Genomic DNA, 17,815 nt, shown 5'->3' with positions numbered 1-17,815 from the left:
CGCGATGTGGCCGTGGGACCATCTCGCGATCGGCTATCTCGCGTACGCCGCGGGGGTTCGGGTGCGCCGGGGTGGCGCGCCGAGTAGCCGGGCGGCGGTGGCGGTGGCGCTCGGATCGCAGTTCCCCGACCTCGTCGACAAGCCGCTCGCGTGGAGCCTCGGCGTCCTCCCGTCGGGGACGTCGCTCGCCCACTCGCTCCTGTTTGCGCTCCCCGTCTGTTGGCTCGTCCTCGCGTTCGCCCGACGGCACGGCGCGGGCGACGCCGGCGTCGCGTTCGCGGTCGGCTACCTGCTCCACCTGCCGGCGGACGCCGTCTACGGCTTCCTCCTCGGTGGGTCCGTCTCCGTCGGCTTCCTCTTCTGGCCGCTCGTCCCCTCGGTCGACCGGCCCCCGGTCGGGCTGTTCACTCGCACAGGCGAGCTGTTCGAGGGGTTCCTCCGGATCGTCGCCACCCCGGCCGGGCTGCGGTATCTCGCGCTCGACGTCCTCCTGTTCGCGACGGCGGTCGGCGTCTGGCTCCGCGACGGGACTCCCGGGACGGACCTCGTCTCGGCCGCCTTCGACGCGGTCCTGACACGGTCGTGAGCCGCGTTCGGACGGAGTTACCACCGGCGACCGCCGGTGCCGTCCGGTCGGGACGCGCGCCGGCGCGTCACTCGATGTAGCCGAGATCCGACAGCCGCTGGGCCACCGTCTCGGGCGCGGACTCGGTCGTCGCGTCCGTCTCGTGGTCCGGATACTCCCGCTCGCCCGCGGCGTCGACGATCGGGAGGGTCCGGCCGTCCATGGCCGCGTCCGCCGGGACCCCGAACGTCGCCAGCACGGTCGGTGCCACGTCGAACAGCGAGGCGTCCGCCAGCGACGCGGACTCGTCGATGTCCGCGCCGCGGGCGGCGATCACCCCCATCCGCTTGTGGTTCCACGGCTCGCTCGGCTGGCCGAAGACGCCGTCGCCGAGCCTGGCGGAGAGGAACTGGTCGAAGCCGGTCGGGACGGTCACGATGTCGACGGCGCGGTGGGCCTCGGGGCCGTAGAGCACCTCCTCGCGCGGGACGACCGCCTCGAACACCGGCGAGCCGTCCGGACAGGTCGCGTCGCGGAGCAGTCCGATGAGCGCGCGGCGCTCGTCGTCGTACGCCGACTGCGGGACGACGCCGTCGGGTTCGCGCCCCTCGACGTTGAGGCGAACGCCGCACTCGATTCGCGACCGCATGTACGCCCGCGACCGCGCGAAGTCGACCTGTTCGGTGGCGGCGCTGACCGTCGAGGTGGGGACGTGGTCGAGCACGAACGACCGGATCCCCATCGCCTCGAACAGGGAACCGAGCCGCTGGCTGGTCAGCCCGACCGTCGCGGCGCTGGCGGCAACGCGGTCCAGGAGCCGCGCCGACGGCCGCGTCGTCTCCGCCCCCTGTCTGAGCCGCGTGTCGCGCATGCCGGCCCAGGTCGGCATCCCGTCGCCGCCCCGCCGGACGGTGACGTAGCCGTGGTCGGCGAGGTACTCGTTGACGCGGAACTCGAAGCCGGAGTAGGGGCCGATCCCGTGGTCGCTGACGACGACGACGTTCCGCGGCTCGCAGGCGTCGAGCGTCGCCTCGATCTGCTCGTCGACCGCCCGGTAGACCGCGCCGAGCGCGTCGGTGTCGCCCGGGCGCTCGTGACAGATCGTGTCCGTCCACTGGAACTGGAGGAAGCCGAACGCCGGGTCGAACCGGTCGGCCAGGTAGCGGAACGCCTCCCCCCGCGACCGGACGCAGTCGGTCGCCGAGTCGGCGTCGCCGTACACCCGGTACTCCCCGATGGCCGCTTCGAGCTCGTCGAGGAGCCCGGCAGGGTGGCACGCGGGCGACTCGGGAGCCATGTAGCCCGGCACGAGCGCGCCGTCGAACGGGCGCGGCGGGGCGGTGACCGGGGCGTTGACCACGACGCTCCGGTAGCCGTGGAGATCCAGCAGTTCCCAGAGGAACCGCCGGCGGACGTGGGTCGACGAGACGACGTCCCAGTCGTAGCCGTCGAACGAGAGGAAGTCGAACACCCCGTGTTTCCCGGGGTTCATCCCCGTGTACACCGACGGCCACGCGCTCGCAGTCCACGGCGGGATCTGCGACTCGAGCTCGCCGCTGGTTCCGAAGAGGCGTTGGAGCGTCGGGAGTTCGTCGTTACGAAACTGTGGCACCAGCACGGGAAAGCAAGCCGCATCGATGCCGACGAGGAGTGTGTTGAGACCGTCGGACATTGGCTTTTCGTTCCCGAAGCAACGTCTTTGTTATGCGACCCCTTGCCCGCGAGACCCGACACGAGCGCGCCCGTAGCGCTCGTCGATCCGTCGCCACCGTGTGTGTAGCGTCGCGTTACCGTGCGCGGTACTGCGACACCTACCGTCTCAGGAGCCAGGTGAAGTTCTCGGGGACGCCGTTGGCCACCCGGACGACGTAGTAGTGGACGGCGGCGGTCACCGCGAACAACAGGAGGATGACGAGCCCGACGGGGACGATCAGCACGTCCTCGCCGGGGGCGGCGCCGAGCGTGGCGACGGCGAGTAACACGACGCTGACCCCCACGAGCAGGAGGTAGATCAGTTCCCAGCGGACCTCCGGCTCGTCGCCGTTCGGGAGGTAGCTGTCGACGTCTCTGAGGCGGTACGTGGGCGTGATCTCCCCGGTGTCGGGGTCGTACTCGATGAGCCCCGCCTCCGCCAGTTTCGGGACGTGTGTCTGGTACAGCGAGACGTACACCCGCTTGCGCTGTTGTTTGTCGAGGTCCTCGACGGGCGACTCGTACTCCCACGCGGCCACCTCGTCCGCCAACTCGGTGAGCTTCACCGTTCGGCCCTCGGTACGGAGGTAGTAGATGAGGTACCGGCGACGGGGACTACTCAGTAGATCGAAGACGAGATCGCGAGTGAGTTGATTCTCCTCTTGTGACATTGGCCACCATCCGTCGGCGCGAGGCTCGACGTAATGTGTACGTGAGCGAATACTTTGTTACCACTTGTCTACTGATTTCCGGCCGGCTCTCGGCACGCGCTAAACTCGGCCTATTTCGGGCCGTATTCGGGGGATGACTGCGCCACGAGCGACGGCGTGCGACCCGCCGGGACCGCGGCCGAAGCGCGCGGGACCGGGTGCGTGGGAAAACGTCACCTACCGGCCGAGTGTCTCAGAATAACAAAGCGGAGCGGTGGGGTAGCGCATCCCGTCGCTCGTCCACACCGTGGACAGCGCGCAGTACTACAGTACCATGTCTGCATTCACGACCGACAGCCGGGACGGAGCCGACGGGGTCCGCACAGCTGTCGACTGTACCGCGTCGGCGGCGACGGACCGGAACGGATCGGGTGCGGTCGCCCCCGATCGGATCCGGTTCGGTGTCGACACCGACTCACGATCGAATCGCCCGCGGAAACGGTGGCCCGCCGAATGATCCCGATTGCCTCCCCGACGCTCGGCTTCCTGGAGAAACAGCACGTCCTCAAGGTGATGGGGAGCGGACAGCTCGCGGCCGGAACGGAGGTCCGGCAGCTCGAAGACGAGTTCGCCGACTTCTGCGGGACGGCACACGCGGTCGCGACGAGCAACGGAACGACCGCGCTCCACGCGGCGCTGGAAGCGTGCGGCATCGGCGAGGGCGACCGCGTGATCACGACGCCCTTCTCGTTTATCGCGACCGCCAACGCGATCCGCCACTGCGGGGCGACGCCGGTGTTCGCGGACATCGACCCCGAGACGTACACGCTCGACCCCGAGGCCGTCGAGCGCACGATCGACCGGTTCGACGGGAACGTCGAGGCGGTGTTGGCCGTCCACCTCTACGGCCTACCGGCCGACATGGACCGGCTGGCCGAGCTCTGTGAGACACACGGCCTCCTGCTCGTCGAGGACGCCGCACAGGCCCACGGCGCGGCGGTCGACGGCCGCCGCGTCGGCTCGATCGGCGACGCCGGCTGCTTCTCGTTTTACCCCACGAAGAACATGACGACCGGCGAGGGGGGGATGGTCGTCACCGACCGGGAAGACGTGGCAAGGCGGGCGGCGCGGCTCGTCGATCACGGCCGAACCGACGACGCCACCCACACCGAAGTCGGCTACAACTACCGGATGACCGAGATCGCGGCGGCGATCGGCCGGATCCAGCTCGAACGGCTCCCCGATTTCACCGACGCACGACGGGAGCACGCGAGCCGGCTCGCCCCCGCGGTCGACGAGCGCGGTCTCGACGCCCCGACAGAACCCGACGGGCGCACGCACGTCTACCACCAGTTCACGGTCCGGACGGCGGCGCGCGAGCGGTTCCGCGCCCACCTCGAAGAGGCGGGCGTCGGGACGGCGATCTACTACCCGACGCCGATCCACCGCCAGCCGGCATACGACGACTACGACGGCTCCCACCCGGTCGCCGAGCGAGCCGCGAAGGAGGTCGTCTCGCTCCCGGTCCACCCGGCGCTCTCGGACGAGGACGTCGAGACGATCCGCACGGCCGTCATGGAGTTCGACGATGAGTGAGCGCCAACGGGCGGCGGGCGAGCGGATCCGGGTGGGCGTAGTCGGCGTCGGCCGGATGGGCCGCCACCACGTCCGGATCTACACCGAACACCCGGGCGTCGAACTTGTGGGCGTCACCGACGCCGACCACGAGCGAGCGGTCGAGGTCGCCGCCGAGCACGGGACGCGGGCGCTGGACCAGGCGGAGCTGATCGACCGCGTCGATGCGGTGTCGATCGTCGTTCCGACCCCGGCGCACGCGCCCGTGGCCCGGGCGGCCGTCGACGCGGGGGTCGACGTCCTGATCGAGAAGCCGCTCGTCGACGACCTCGCGGCGGGACGCGACCTCATCGAGCGCGCACGGGCGGCGGACGTCACGCTCCAGGTCGGCCACGTCGAACGGTTCAACCCCGCCGTGGAGGCGCTGGGCGACGTCCTCGCCGACCTCGACGTCATCGCGATCGACGCCAGACGGCTGGGCCCGCCGGTCGACCGCGCCGTCACCGAGAGCGTGGCGATCGACCTGATGATCCACGACATCGACGTGCTGTTGTCGCTCGTCGACGGGGAGATCGAGGGACTCACCGCGGTCGGCGCGTGTGACAACCGCCACGTCACGGCGACCCTCCAGTTCGACGACGGCGTCGTCGCGAACCTGACGGCCAGCCGCGTCACCCAGCGGAAGGTCCGCGAACTCGTGATCACCGCCGAGGACTGCTGGATCGTCCTCGACTACATCGACCAGTCGGTCCGGATCCACCGCCGGTCGCTCCCCTCGTACGTCCAGACCGACGGCTCGCTCCGATACCGACACGAGAGCGTCGTCGAGCAGCCGACGATCGACAACGGCGAGCCGCTGAAACGCGAGCTGTCGGCGTTCGTCGAGGCGGTCCGGACCGGGGCTCCCCCGGCAGTGACGGGCGAGGACGGCCTCCGGGCGCTCGAACTCGCCACCCGGATCGACGAACTCGCGACGGGGCGGCTCCCGGTGGAGGTGGTGCCCGAATGAGCCGCCAGTCACCGCCGCTGTACGGGAGCGTCGACGAGGAGCCGGCCCAGCGCGAGGCGTTCGCCGCCGGCGAGTTCCCCGTCGCGGTGTACGGGCTGGGCAAGATCGGGCTCCCGCTGGCTGCCGTCTTCGCCGAGGCGACCGGGGAAGTGACTGGCGTCGACGTCGACCCGGCGGTCGTCGCGGCGGTCGAAGACGGCGAGAGCCCCGTCGACAACGAGCCGTACCTCGACACGTTCGTCGAGGTGCTGGTCGCGGAGGGCGCGCTCCGTGCCACCCTCGACGCCCACGCGGCGGCGGCCGACGCCCGACTCCACGTCGTCGTGGTGCCGACGCGGCTCGACGCGTCGCGCGATCCGGACCTCTCGGCGGTCGAGAGCGTCCTCGAACCCATCGCCGGCGGGCTCGATCCCGGCGACCTCGTCGTCGTCGAGTCGACCGTCCCGCCGGGCACCGCCGCCGGGGTGGTCGAGCCGACGCTCGCCGACGCGAGCGGCCTCCGGGACGACTCCTTCGGAGTAGCGTTCTGTCCCGAGCGCACGTCGAGCGGGCGCGCGATCCGTGACATCTCCGGCGCGTACCCGAAGATCGTCGGGGGGACCGACGACGAGGCGACGCGGGCGGCGGCGCTCGTCTACGACGAACTCACGACGAACCGCGTCATCGAGACCGCCGACGCGACCACCGCCGAGTGCGTCAAGCTGTTCGAGGGCGTCTACCGCGACGTCAACATCGCCCTCGCCAACGAACTGGCCCGGTTCACCGAGGAGTTCGGCGTGAGCGCCAACGCTGCCATCTCCGCCGCCAACACCCAGCCGTTCTGTGACTTACACCGCCCGGGCGTCGGCGTCGGGGGCCACTGCATCCCGTACTACCCCCACTTCCTCATGGCCAGCGTCTCGGCCGATACGCCGCTGATCCGAACCGCGCGGTGGGTGAACCACACCATGCCCGAGTTCACCGTCGAGACGCTCACTCGGCGGCTCGGAGAGCGGGGACGGTCGGTCGAGACCGCCCGGATCGCCGTCCTCGGCGTCGCGTACCGGCCGGGCGTCGCGGAGAAGAGCGAGTCGCCGGGGCTGGCCGTCGCGGAGCAGTTGATCCGTCGGGGAGCCGACGTGGTCGCCGTCGACCCGTACGTCGACGTGGACGTCGAGCGCGACCTCGACGTGGAGGTCGACGTACGGGTCGACGGCGGCGTGCGGTCGCCCGCGTTCTCGACGGCCCGACTGTCGGAGCTCCCCGGGATGGGGCTCGACGGCGTGGTCGTCGCGACCGCCCATCCCGAGTTCGCCACCATCGAGTGGGACCGCTTCGACGACCTGCTCGTGATCGACGGGCGCGGCCTCCCCGGGCTCGACGACGTCGACCACGAGGTGTTGACGATCGGGGGGCGCGAACCGCCCCGGTCGCTCGACGAACCAGACGCCAGCACCGACACCACCACCGACGCCGACGACGGGGGGTGGACCGATGTATCGTAACCACACGGTCGGCGTGGTGGTGCCGGCGCACAACGAGGCACCGTTCGTCGGGGAGGTCATCGACACCCTGCCGACGTTCGTCGATCGGGTGTACCCGGTCGACGACGCGTCGACAGACGAGACCTGGGAGGTGCTGACGGAGCGTGCGGCCTCCACGAGAGACGCGGTCGCCACCGTGGCCGACGGGGGCTCGGACGCGGACGTTCGCGTCGTCCCCCTACGTCACGAGACCAACCAGGGGGTCGGCGCGGCGATCAGGACGGGCTACCGGCGTGCCCACGCCGACGGGATGGACGTCGTCGCCGTGATGGACGGCGACGGGCAGATGGACCCCGAGATGCTGAATCGGCTGCTCGATCCGCTCGTCGCCGGCCGCGCGGCGTACGCGAAGGGGAACCGCCTGCTGTCGCCCAGCCACAGGGACGGGATGTCGCGGTGGCGGCTGTTCGGCAACGCGCTCCTCACCGGGCTCACGCGCGTGGCGAGCGGCTACTGGACGCTGATGGACTCGCAGAACGGCTACACGGCGATCTCCCGCCACGCCCTCGAGACGATCGACCTCGACCGCCTCTACGACGGCTACGGCTTCCGCAACGACCTGCTGGTGGCGCTCAACGTCGCGCGGCTCCCGGTCGCCGACGTGTCGATCCCGGCCATCTACGGGGAGGAGCGGAGCGGGATCCGGTACCGCTCGTTCGTCCCACGGCTGTCGCGGCTGCTGCTGTCGGGGTTCCTCTGGCGGCTCAGAGGACGGTATCTCGTCCGGGAGTTCCACCCGCTCGTCGGGCTGTACGTCCTGAGTGTCGTCGGGATGCTCACGTGGGCCGTCCAGGGCCTGCAGGCGGTGCGTAGCCGTGATACCGGCCCAGCCGAGTGGCCCGCGTTGGTGCTCCTCGGCCTCACGAGCGGGCTCGCCGCCCTGCTCGCGATGGCGTTCGACGTGCAGGCGAACGATTCGCTCCACGTGGTGGTCGACCGTGACGACTGACCGCCGCCGCGTGCTCACGATCGTCGGCGCGCGCCCGCAGTTCGTGAAGGCGTTCCCCGTCTCGCGACGGCTCAAGGGCGCCCACGACGAGGTGCTCGTGCACACGGGCCAACACTACGACGACGAACTCTCCGGCGTGTTCTTCGACGAACTCGACCTGCCGGTCCCGGCGTACAACCTCGGGGTCGGCTCCGCGCCCCACCCGGTACAGGTCGCTCGCATGATGACGGAGTTGAACGACGTGTTCGAGGCCGAAGCGCCGGACGCCGCGCTCGTCTACGGCGACACCAACTCGACGCTCGCGGGCGCGCTGGTGGCGTCGATGCGGTCGACGCCGCTCGTCCACGTCGAGGCGGGGCTCCGGAGCGGCGACTGGGAGATGCCCGAAGAGCGCAACCGGGTGATGGCCGACCACCTCGCCGACGTCTGCTGTGCGCCGTGTGAGCGCGCCGTGGAGACGCTGCGGGGCGAGGGGATCGACGAGGGCGTCTGGAACACGGGCGACGTGATGTACGACGCGCTCGTCGACGTTCGCGAGCGGGCGATCGAGGTCGCGACCGTCCGCGTCGACCTCGGACTGCGCCCGGGCGAGTACGTCCTCGCCACCGTCCACCGCGCCGCGAACACGGGCGATCCCGACCGCCTGGAGGAAATCCTCGCGGGGCTGGCGGACGCGCCGTACCCGGTCGTGTTCCCCGTCCACCCCCGGACCGAGGCGGCGCTGCGGGAGTACGGTCTCTGGGAGCGGGCCACGGAGGCGCTGACCGTCATCGAGCCGGTCGGCTATCTCGAGTTCGTCGACTTGCTCGACGGGGCCGCCCGCGTCGCCACGGACTCGGGGGGCGTCCAGAAGGAGGCGCTCTTTCTCGGGACGGTCTGCGTCACGCTCCGCGAGGAGACCGAGTGGATCGAGACGGTCGAGGCGGGCTGGAACACGCTCGTGGGGGCGTCGGCCGACGCGATCCGGGCGGCGCTCGCCGAGCGCCGCGTCCCGTCGTCGTCGCCCGACCCCTACGGCGACGGCGACGCGGCCGCGCGGATCGTGGAGGCGCTCGCCGATGCCTGATCCCGACCACTCGTTCGCCCTCTGTCTGACCCACGACGTCGACCGGCCGTACAAGACGTGGGCGCAGTCGGCGTACTACGCGCTCGCCGAGCGTGACCCCGCCCACCTGACCAGCCTGCGGCCGGGGACGCGGCCGTACTGGCAGTTCGAGCGGATCATGCGCCTCGAAGACGAACTGGGCGTGCGGTCGGCGTTCTACTTCCTCAACGAGCCGCATCTGTTCGGGCAGGGGCCGTCGGTGTGGACCGATCCGACCCGGTGGATCCAGCATCTCGGCCGCTACGACCTCGCGCGGCCGGAGATCGTCGACGTGATCCACGCGCTCGACGAGGGAGGGTGGGAGGTGGGACTCCACGGCTCGTACGGCTCGTACGCCGACCCCGACCGGCTGGCGTCGGAGACGCGGGTGCTCGAATCGGTGCTCGGCCACGGCGTCGACGGCGTCCGCCAGCATTACCTGAATCTCGACGGGACCGACACCTGGCGCGCCCAGCGCGAGCTCGGGTTCAACTACGACGCGAGCCTGGGCTCGGCGACGGAGTACGGCTTCGCGAACGGGTACGGCGTCCACCGGCCGTTCGACGACGAGTTCGTCACCTTTCCGCTGACCGCGATGGAGGTCGCACTCCCCGACCCGGGCGAGTCGTTCGAGCGCGCCGCCACCGAGTGCGACCGGCTCGTCGAGGAGGCGGCCGACAACGACGCCGTGATGACGGTGCTGTGGCACCCGCGCTTTTTCAACGAGCAGGAGTTCCCCGGCTTCGGCCGGCTCTACCGGCATCTCGTCGAGCAGGCCAAAGAGCGAGGTGCGTGGGTCGGACCGCCGGGGGAACTGTATGAGTCGCTCGGGCCGGAGCGACTCTCACGCCCCGCGTTCGCGTAGGAACTGGATAACAAAGCCCGTATCAGCCGCCTTGCGTGGTGACGGAATGAACGTTGAAGAACTCTCACTGTCCGAATGGGACGAGTACCTCCCGGCGAGCGGCGTCGAGGTGTTCCACACGACCCCGGCGCTCCGCGTGCTCGACCAGCACGCGCGGGGGAGACTCCGGCTGTTCGGCGGATTCAAAGGCGACAACCCGGTCGCGCTCTGCCCAGTGTTCGAACAACAGCGCCGACCCGGTCGGCTCGTCGTCTCCCCGCCCCCGTCGATGGGCGTCCACCGCCTCGGGCCGGTGCTCATGCCCAACAGCCCGAAGCGCCGGACGGCCGAACTCGTCAACCGCCGCTTCGTCGAGGGGCTGCTCGACACCCTCGACGCCGACACCTCGCTGACGCTGTTTCGGATCGTCTGTTCGGCTGACTACACCGACCCTCGGCCGTTCGTCTGGCGGGGCTTCGACCTCCAGCCGCGCTTTACGTACGTGCTCGATCTCGCCGACGTGACCCCCGAGGAGGCGATGCGACCGTTCTCGAAGAGCCTGCGGCGAGAGATCGACGAGGACGTCGACGTCACCATCGACGTCGAGGGACGCGCGGGCGCACGGGAGATCTGCGAGTCGGTCACAGCCCGGTACGACGAACAGGACGAGCCGTCGCCCCTCCGGTGGCCGTTCGTCCGTGACCTGGTCGGCGCGCTCGACGACGACTGCCGGGTCTACGTCGCCCGCGACGCCGACGGCGACTACCTCAGCGGGATGCTCGTCCTCGTCTCCGACGGGACGGCGTACTACTGGCAGGGCGGTGCCAGCGCCACCTACGACGGCGTCAGCGTCAACACGCTCTTGCACTGGCGGGTCATCCGCGACGTGATCGACGCGCCCGAACTCTCGGACGTGACCCAGTACGACCTCGTGGGGGCGAACACCGAGCGAATCTGCGACTACAAACGGAAGTTCGGCGGCCGGCTCGTCCCGTACTACACGGTCGAGTCGGGCGGGATCGGGATGGAGCTGGCGAAGTCCGCGTACCGACTCGTCGCGCGGTGAGCGCCGCCCCCACTAGGGTAACGAGAGTATAACAATGCCCGGCGGTCGTTTCCATGGACTCGCTTGTTCACAGTTATGACAACTGGACCGACCTCCGGACGTGTCTCGCGGTCCGCCGACGTCGGCCCCGACGCCGACCTCCTCGAAGTCCTCGACGCGACGCTCGAGTACGCGCGCACCCGCGATTACACGGGCTGGGACTACGGAGACGGGATGAGTAGCCGGCTGTTGCAGTGGCTGCCAGTCGACAACAAGTACCTGAACCTGGCCACCCAGGAACTGGTCAAGCGGCCGCCGGTGAACCTGCGGCCGCTCCTCCTCGTCGAAAAGCGACGGAACTTCAAGGGCACCGCGCTGTTCGCGCTGGCGAACCAGTACCGCGCCGAGTTGAGCGGCGAGGAGGCCGCCGCGGACGTCGACCACCGGGCGGAGGTGCGCGCGCTCAACGACTGGCTCGTCGCCAACCGGAGCGTCGGCTACGCGGGGTTCTGCGGGGGCCACAAACACCAGATCCAGCACCTCGACGGGCGCGGCCACCCGAACGACCCCGACGTCGTCTCGACCTCGTTCGCGGTGAAGTCACTGTTGGCGGCCGCCGACGTCGACCCGATCTACCCGACGGTCGCACGCACCGCCGCCGACTTCGTGGTCTCCGATCTAGCGTACCGGCCGATCGACGGCGGCGCGAAGATCAACTACCACATGAACCACCCCGACACGTACTACACGATCAACGCCGGGGCGCTCGGCGCGCGGCTCTTCGTCGACCTCTACGCGCAGTTCGGCGAGGACGTCTTTCTCGAACGCGCCACGAACCTCCTCGACTACATCGCCGACCTCCAGACGGACGTCGGAGGGTGGGCCTACCGGGAGCCGCCGTCGTCGTCGCACCTCTCGATGGACAACCACCACAACGGGTTCGTCGTCGGCTCGTATCTGCGGTACCGTCACGTCGTCGGCGACGGCCGGTACGACGAGACCCTCGACGACGGGCTCCGGTTCTTCCGGGAGGAACTGTTCGAGCCCTCGGGCGCACCCAACTGGGACGAGTCGAGTTCGTACCCGCGCGACATCCACGCGGCGGCGACCGGCATCGAGGTGTTCACGCTGGCCGGCGAGTTCGCCTTCGCCCGCCGGATCATCGACTGGACGCTCGACAACCTCTACGTCGGCGACGGCCGCTTTTACTACCGTAAACACCGCCTGTACACCGTCCGGACGACGCTCATGCGCTGGTGTCAGGCCTGGATGGCGTACGCCCTGGCGACGTACCTTCGTGCGCGGGCCCGGACGGAGACAGAGCCGGAGTCGGAACACAGAGCGGGCGTCGACACCACGGTGACGTCGCTTCGGAACGGCTCCGTGGACGGGTCGACGCCGCGTCCGCGTCCGGATCAGCCGGCTCACCGTTCGACCTGATCCCGCCGCCCGGTCCGGCGAGCGGTCGCGCCGCCGCGTCCGCGAGCACGCACCCGAAGACGCCGCCCGCGACGAGCTGCCGAGCGGCGGATCAGGCCCGCTGGCGGAGGCGCTGGTACACGTGCGCGAGGAGGTTCGCCGTCGGCGAGCCCCACTCGATGCTGTAGAAGGGGACGAGTTCGGGGTTGAACTTCGCTTTGTACCGGTTGATGCGCGGGTTGTCCGCCCCGACGAGGTCGTACACCGCACAGCCGCGGGATTTAGCGCTCCGCATCACCGCCCAGTCGAGGAGGTCGTTCACCGACAGGTCGACGTCGGTGTCGGTACGGACGCCCCCCTGCCAGCGGTAGGCGATGTCGTCGTACTCGAGCGAGAGGATCCCTCCGATGAACTCGTCGTCGATCGACAGCGTGTACGGGCGGATCTGCCCCTCGGGGAGCGACTCGGCGAGGTCGTGGACGAACCCCTCGGTGACGTGGTACGCGATCCCCTGGTTCTCGTACCGCTGGCTCACCTGCTCGATGATGGCGTCGATCGCCTCGGGACCCCCTTCCTCGATCGTGACGGCCGCCTCGCGCCCGTCACGGATATTGCTCCGTGCGTCGCTGCTGAACCGCATGAGGATCTCCTCTTCGTCCGCCCGGAGGTCGACGTGGTAGGTGTACGAGGGCGTCACGTCGCAGTCCCGCCAGATGAACGGGCGGAGGTCCTCGTAGTGTCCGTGCAGTCGGACGTGCGCGTATCGCGGCCCGAGTTCGGCGTCGAGCCACTCGAAGCAACCGTCGATAAAGGCGCGCTGTCGGCGTTCGAGCTTCCGCTGTTTCAGCCCCTCCATGTTCACCAGGGCGGGGCCCAGATAGGAGATCCGCAGCTCCGGCGGCGGCGAGAACACCGCCGTGAACGGCCCCTTCTGCACCTCGAAGAGTGGAAAGAGACCGACCACCTCCTGGCCCTTGTACCCGATCAGGCGGTGACAGATCGCGTCCGCGTGCTCCGCCTGTACCGCGAGCGCCTCGTACTGGTGGAACAGGTTCGCCTGCGGGGATCGTTCGACCGCGCGGTTCCAGGTGTCGATGTCCTCCTCGGTCGCCGGCTCTATTTCCAGGCCCATGGTCACCTACTCGTTCCCTCCGGCGGTCCACGCTTTGTTATAAGCGTCCTTCCCAGCGGTCGAGAAAGAAACGACCACCGTCCCCTACGCGCCGTGTCGGGACCTCTCAATCGTACAACAGGACAAGTCGGTAAGTATGTAAGTACTGTGAGGTAGCCATAACAATTATACGTAACCCTGTTGGTAGTAGATATTGCAAGTAGGGGGAAACAAAATGGGGGGAACAGATCGGCACGACGGGACGGGTACAGAGCGGAATGACACACATGACACACGGACCGACGGAGGATCGGTTGGGAGCGAGGCGGCTGCTACTGCAAGAGGCATCTATCAGCATGTAAAGCAATCGGAAGCGGCGACAACCGCGGACGCCGACGCGGATGCGAGCGCGGACCGGTCGGCAGGGACCGGCACCGACCACGGCGACGCGTCGGAGGAACTCGTCAGAGAGGAGCTTGGGACGCCCGACGAGCAGATCAGCCTCGACGACGTCTTCGACGTCATCCGGAACCAGCGGCGGCGGCGCGTCCTGCGCTATCTCGGCGAGGAGGAGTCGCCCGTCTCGATGGGGACCATCGCCGACCACGTGGCCGCGCTGGAGAACGACAAGTCGGCCGCACTGCTCACCGCCCAGGAGCGAAAGCGGGTGTACGTTGGCCTCTACCAGTGTCACCTGCCGAAGATGGACAAACTGGACGTGATCGAGTTCAACAAGGACCGGGGGCTGATCGAACCCGGCCCCCAGGCACCGTACCTGGAGAAGTACCTCGAGGGGCCGTACGAGCAGTCACATCGGTGGTCGCTCTGTTATCTGGGCGTGTCAGCCGTGGGCATCGCCACCGTCGGGACGCTCTCGCTGTTGAACCTGTTGACGGGTGCGCTGGTGGCGATCCAGGGCGCGTTCCTCGTGGCGCTGTTTCTGGTAGCGATCGCCCAGACGCTCTACCGGGCCGACGGGGTTCCGTGGTCGCTCCCGGCGGTCGGTTCGTGGCAGCAGTCCGACTAGCGCTTCTCTCCGGCCGCGGTTCTTTCGGCAAAGGCCGCAGTTCTTTCGGTAAACGGTCCTTATCGGATCGTCAGGACAACATTCGTGTTACAATCTCTCAATAACAAAGCACCTAGTGCGCACAAGACGCGACATCGCATGCCCAGCAGAACCAGACTCGACTGCCGTCCACGCTCGTTCGTCCCGTACCGCTCGTCGACCACGCCGGCAGGCCGTTCGCTCGGTCGGCGGCGGCACACGGGCGGGCGGTCACACCGGACGGGAGTCGGTGCAGGGTGGGTGAGCCGCTGATGTGCGGCATCATCGGGCGGTTCGGCGCCGACGGCATCGACGCCGTCGACGACGTGCTCCACGGCCTGAAGAACCTCGAGTACCGCGGGTACGACTCCGCGGGCATCGCCGTCCAGGGTCCGAACGGCATCGACATCCACAAGCAGTCGGGGACGATCGACCGGCTCGCGGCCGAACTCGACGAGCGCCCGCCGGAGCCGAGAAGTCACCTCGCGATCGGCCACACGCGCTGGAGCACGCACGGTCGGCCGACCGACGAGAACGCGCACCCGCACACGGGCTGTCACGGTCGGGTCGCCGTCGTCCACAACGGCATCATCGACAACCACGAGACGCTCCGGGCGGAGCTCACCGCCGCCGGCCACGAGTTCGACAGCGAGACCGACACGGAGGTCGTCGCCCACCTCGTCGAGGAGTACCTCCCGGGCGCGGCGACACCGCGCGACGCGTTCACGCGGGCGGTCGGGCGCCTGGAGGGGAGCTACGCCATCGCGCTCCTCGTCGACGGGGTCGACGCGCTGTTCGCCACCCGGGCGGGGTCGCCGCTCGTGCTCGGCGTCGGCGAGACGGGCTGTTTCCTCGCGAGCGACGTCCCCGCGTTCCTCGACCACACGGACCGCGTCGTCTACCTGGAGGACGGGGACGTGACGGTCGTCACCGCCGACGGCTACGCGATCACGACCCTCGACGGGGAGCCGGTCGACCGGCCAGTCGAGACGGTGGAGTGGGACCCCGAGGACACCCAGAAGGGCACGCACGACCACTTCATGTCGAAGGAGATCTTCGAACAGCCCACCTCGCTCTCGCAGGCCCTCCAGGGCCGGGTCGATCCCGCCACCCAGGGGGTCACCCTCGAGCGCTTCGACCCGGGCGCGTTCGCCGACGTCTCGGCGGTCCACCTGATCGGCTGTGGGACTTCGTACCACGCCGCGCTGTACGGTGCGATCCTCCTGCGGCAACACGGCGTCCCCGCCCAGGCGTTTCTCGCCTCGGAGTACTCGGCCGTCACCGACTCCGAGACACCGCTGGTGATCGGGGTGACACAGAGCGGCGAGACGGCCGACACCCTGGGGGCGCTCCGGACGGCCCAGGAGGCCGGACTCCGCACGCTCGCACTCACGAACGTCGTCGGGTCGACGGCCGCCCGCGAGTGCGACGACGTGCTGTACATCCGTGCCGGCCCCGAGATCGGCGTCGCGGCGACGAAGACGTTCGCCTCCCAGGTCGCCACGCTCGTGCTGTTGACCGCCCGTATCACGTCGGACGTCGGCGCGACGCCGGTCGACCCCGACTGTCTCCGCGCGATCACGTCGCTCCCGGACGTGGTCAAGGAGGTGCTCGCGACGTCGAACGCGTTCGACCTCGCCACCCGGTTCCACACCGCCGATGCCCACTTCTTCATCGGCCGCGGCGCGGCCTACCCGGTCGCGCTCGAGGGCGCGCTCAAGCTCAAGGAGATCTCGTACGAACACGCCGAGGGGTTCCCGGCCGGCGAACTGAAACACGGGCCGCTGGCGCTCGTCACGGAGTCGACCCCCGTCATCGCCGTCTTCACCGGCCACGAGGACGAGCGACTGCTCGCGAACGTCCGGGAGGTGCAGGCGCGCGGCGCGCCCGTCGTCGGGCTGCTGAGCGAGTCGTCGACGACCGTCGCGGGCGTCGTCGACGAGGCACTCACGTTCCCCGACACGCACCCGCTGCTCTCGCCGGTCCCGGCCACCGTCCAGCTCCAGTTGCTGTCGTACCACATCGCGAACCTCCTCAACCGGCCCATCGACAAGCCGCGGAACCTCGCAAAGAGCGTGACCGTCGAGTGACCGCGATCGGTACGGGATCGCTATCGACCCGCCCCGGTCGGTCTCGGAACCGGCGAGCCGAGTAATCGGTGCGTTACTAAGCGCCGCGGGGTTCGAGGGCCGCCATGCGCTATCTGGTTCTGGCGAACACCCCCGCGCACGTCCACCTGTACAAGCACGCGGTCCGCGAACTCATCGCCGACGGCCACGACGTGTTGATCCTGGCCCGTGACTACGGCTGCACGGTGGCGTTGCTCGACGAGTACGGGCTCCCGTACCGGGTGTACGGGACGTGTGGAACGACGAAGGGGTCGCTTCTCAAGAACCTCCCGGCACAGTTCACCCGGATCCTCACCGTCGGTCGGTCGTTCGATCCCGACCTCGTGTTCGGCATGGGGACGTACGCGGCGTTCGCAGGGGCGTGTACGCGGACGCGAACGATCCTGGTGCTCGACTCGGAGCCGACCGGGCTGGACCACTCCCTGTCGGTGCCGGTCGCCGCGGCCGTATTGACCCCCGCCGCCTTCCGGAACGACCTCGGCGACACCCACTACGTGTTCGACGGTTTCAAAGAGTGTGCGTACCTCCACCCCGACGTGTTCGAGCCCGCACCCGACGTCCGAGCGCGGCTCGGGCTCGATCCCGACGAGCGGTTCGTCGTCGTCCGGTTCAACGCGTTCGGCTCGCACCACGACGTCGGACACGGTGGGTTCGACCCGGCGGACCGCCGTCGGCTCGTCACCCACCTGGCCGAGCACGCGACCGTCCTCGTCTCCGACGAGGGGGGTGACAGCGACCTCTCCGGGCTCCCCGCGCGCCGCTACGAGGCGCACCCGGCGCTGTTGCACGACGCGCTCGCCGCGGCGTCGCTCCTCGTCGCCGACACGCAGACGATGGTGACCGAGGCGGCGCTGGTCGGAACCCCCGCGATCCGGTCGAACTCGTTCGTCGGCGACGACGACATGGGGAACTTCGTCGAACTCGAACGGCGGGGGCTGATCCGCAACTGCCGGACGCTCGATGCGGTGCTCGACGCCGCCGACGAGTTCCTCGGGAGCCCGGCGGTCGCGACCGAGTGGGCCGCCCGGCAGGAGGAGTACGTCCGGTCGCTGGTCGACCTGACCGACGTGCTCACCAGCGTGGCCGCCGACCCGACGGATCTCGACGGCGTCGAGGGGCTCCGGCCGCGGGGGGCGGACCCACGGCGGGAGCGGCCGCTGACGCACTGACTCCGA

15 protein-coding genes are annotated in these 17,815 nt (G+C 69.5%); 12 read left to right on the top strand and 3 right to left on the bottom strand.

Translation table 11 applies throughout. The annotated features are described in order from the left end of the window. The first annotated feature begins 4 nt into the window (after window positions 1-4). Window positions 5-586, top strand: coding sequence for a metal-dependent hydrolase (locus NKJ07_RS22735; RefSeq protein WP_318571114.1), 582 nt, complete (start codon window positions 5-7; stop codon window positions 584-586). Between the two features lie 67 nt (window positions 587-653). Here the strand turns inward: NKJ07_RS22735 and NKJ07_RS22730 are convergent, their stop codons facing one another. Next, a complete protein-coding gene (locus NKJ07_RS22730) occupies window positions 654-2,237 on the bottom strand; it encodes an alkaline phosphatase family protein (RefSeq protein WP_318571113.1) in 1,584 nt (527 codons plus the stop codon). 139 nt (window positions 2,238-2,376) lie between these two features. Then, the gene (locus tag NKJ07_RS22725) at window positions 2,377-2,928 is read right to left on the bottom strand and encodes a DUF7344 domain-containing protein (protein ID WP_318571112.1); all 552 of its coding nucleotides are present in this window, start codon (window positions 2,926-2,928) and stop codon (window positions 2,377-2,379) included. A gap of 492 nt (window positions 2,929-3,420) precedes the next feature. On the opposite strand from NKJ07_RS22725, the gene NKJ07_RS22720 reads away from it, so the two are divergent. The 8 genes from NKJ07_RS22720 to NKJ07_RS22685 all read left to right on the top strand — a co-directional run bounded on the left by NKJ07_RS22720 (window position 3,421) and on the right by NKJ07_RS22685 (window position 12,376). Further along, window positions 3,421-4,503, top strand: a complete 1,083-nt coding sequence (locus NKJ07_RS22720) for a DegT/DnrJ/EryC1/StrS family aminotransferase (protein ID WP_318571111.1) — start codon at window positions 3,421-3,423, stop codon at window positions 4,501-4,503. After that, window positions 4,496-5,491, top strand: a complete 996-nt coding sequence (locus NKJ07_RS22715) for a Gfo/Idh/MocA family oxidoreductase (RefSeq protein WP_318571110.1) — start codon at window positions 4,496-4,498, stop codon at window positions 5,489-5,491. Before NKJ07_RS22720 ends, NKJ07_RS22715 begins: the two co-directional genes overlap by 8 nt. Then, entirely contained in the window at window positions 5,488-6,975 is a 1,488-nt protein-coding gene (locus NKJ07_RS22710; protein ID WP_318571109.1) for a nucleotide sugar dehydrogenase, read from the top strand. Before NKJ07_RS22715 ends, NKJ07_RS22710 begins: the two co-directional genes overlap by 4 nt. After that, entirely contained in the window at window positions 6,965-7,963 is a 999-nt protein-coding gene (locus tag NKJ07_RS22705) for a glycosyltransferase family 2 protein (RefSeq protein WP_318571108.1), read from the top strand. Before NKJ07_RS22710 ends, NKJ07_RS22705 begins: the two co-directional genes overlap by 11 nt. Next, complete coding sequence (gene wecB / locus NKJ07_RS22700) at window positions 7,953-9,029, top strand: non-hydrolyzing UDP-N-acetylglucosamine 2-epimerase (protein WP_318571107.1); 1,077 nt, start codon at window positions 7,953-7,955, stop codon at window positions 9,027-9,029. Before NKJ07_RS22705 ends, wecB begins: the two co-directional genes overlap by 11 nt. Further along, window positions 9,022-9,912 (top strand): polysaccharide deacetylase family protein, encoded by an 891-nt coding sequence (locus NKJ07_RS22695; RefSeq protein ID WP_318571106.1) that lies wholly within the window; start codon window positions 9,022-9,024, stop codon window positions 9,910-9,912. Before wecB ends, NKJ07_RS22695 begins: the two co-directional genes overlap by 8 nt. A 46-nt stretch (window positions 9,913-9,958) precedes the next feature. Next, window positions 9,959-10,957 (top strand): GNAT family N-acetyltransferase, encoded by a 999-nt coding sequence (locus NKJ07_RS22690; RefSeq protein WP_318571105.1) that lies wholly within the window; start codon window positions 9,959-9,961, stop codon window positions 10,955-10,957. A gap of 75 nt (window positions 10,958-11,032) precedes the next feature. Then, window positions 11,033-12,376, top strand: a complete 1,344-nt coding sequence (locus NKJ07_RS22685) for a prenyltransferase/squalene oxidase repeat-containing protein (protein WP_318571104.1) — start codon at window positions 11,033-11,035, stop codon at window positions 12,374-12,376. Between the two features lie 91 nt (window positions 12,377-12,467). On the opposite strand, the gene NKJ07_RS22680 is transcribed toward NKJ07_RS22685, so the two are convergent. Next, window positions 12,468-13,487: a lipid II:glycine glycyltransferase FemX gene (locus NKJ07_RS22680; protein ID WP_318571103.1), complete on the bottom strand. Its 1,020-nt coding sequence runs from the start codon at window positions 13,485-13,487 to the stop codon at window positions 12,468-12,470. Between the two features lie 214 nt (window positions 13,488-13,701). On the opposite strand from NKJ07_RS22680, the gene NKJ07_RS22675 reads away from it, so the two are divergent. The 3 genes from NKJ07_RS22675 (at window position 13,702) to NKJ07_RS22665 (ending at window position 17,809) form a co-directional block, all read left to right on the top strand. Then, window positions 13,702-14,493, top strand: coding sequence for a DUF7344 domain-containing protein (locus tag NKJ07_RS22675; RefSeq protein ID WP_318571102.1), 792 nt, complete (start codon window positions 13,702-13,704; stop codon window positions 14,491-14,493). A 290-nt stretch (window positions 14,494-14,783) separates the two neighbouring features. After that, window positions 14,784-16,601, top strand: coding sequence for a glutamine--fructose-6-phosphate transaminase (isomerizing) (gene glmS / locus NKJ07_RS22670; protein WP_318571101.1), 1,818 nt, complete (start codon window positions 14,784-14,786; stop codon window positions 16,599-16,601). A gap of 104 nt (window positions 16,602-16,705) precedes the next feature. Beyond that, window positions 16,706-17,809, top strand: a complete 1,104-nt coding sequence (locus NKJ07_RS22665) for a hypothetical protein (protein WP_318571100.1) — start codon at window positions 16,706-16,708, stop codon at window positions 17,807-17,809. The last annotated feature ends 6 nt before the right edge of the window (window positions 17,810-17,815 follow it).

Origin of the sequence: Salinigranum marinum (genome assembly GCF_024228675.1) — an archaeon.
GTDB lineage: Archaea > Halobacteriota > Halobacteria > Halobacteriales > Haloferacaceae > Salinigranum > Salinigranum marinum.
Note: the sequence above shows the minus strand (reverse complement) of the source record. Positions and strands in the feature narration are given on the sequence as shown.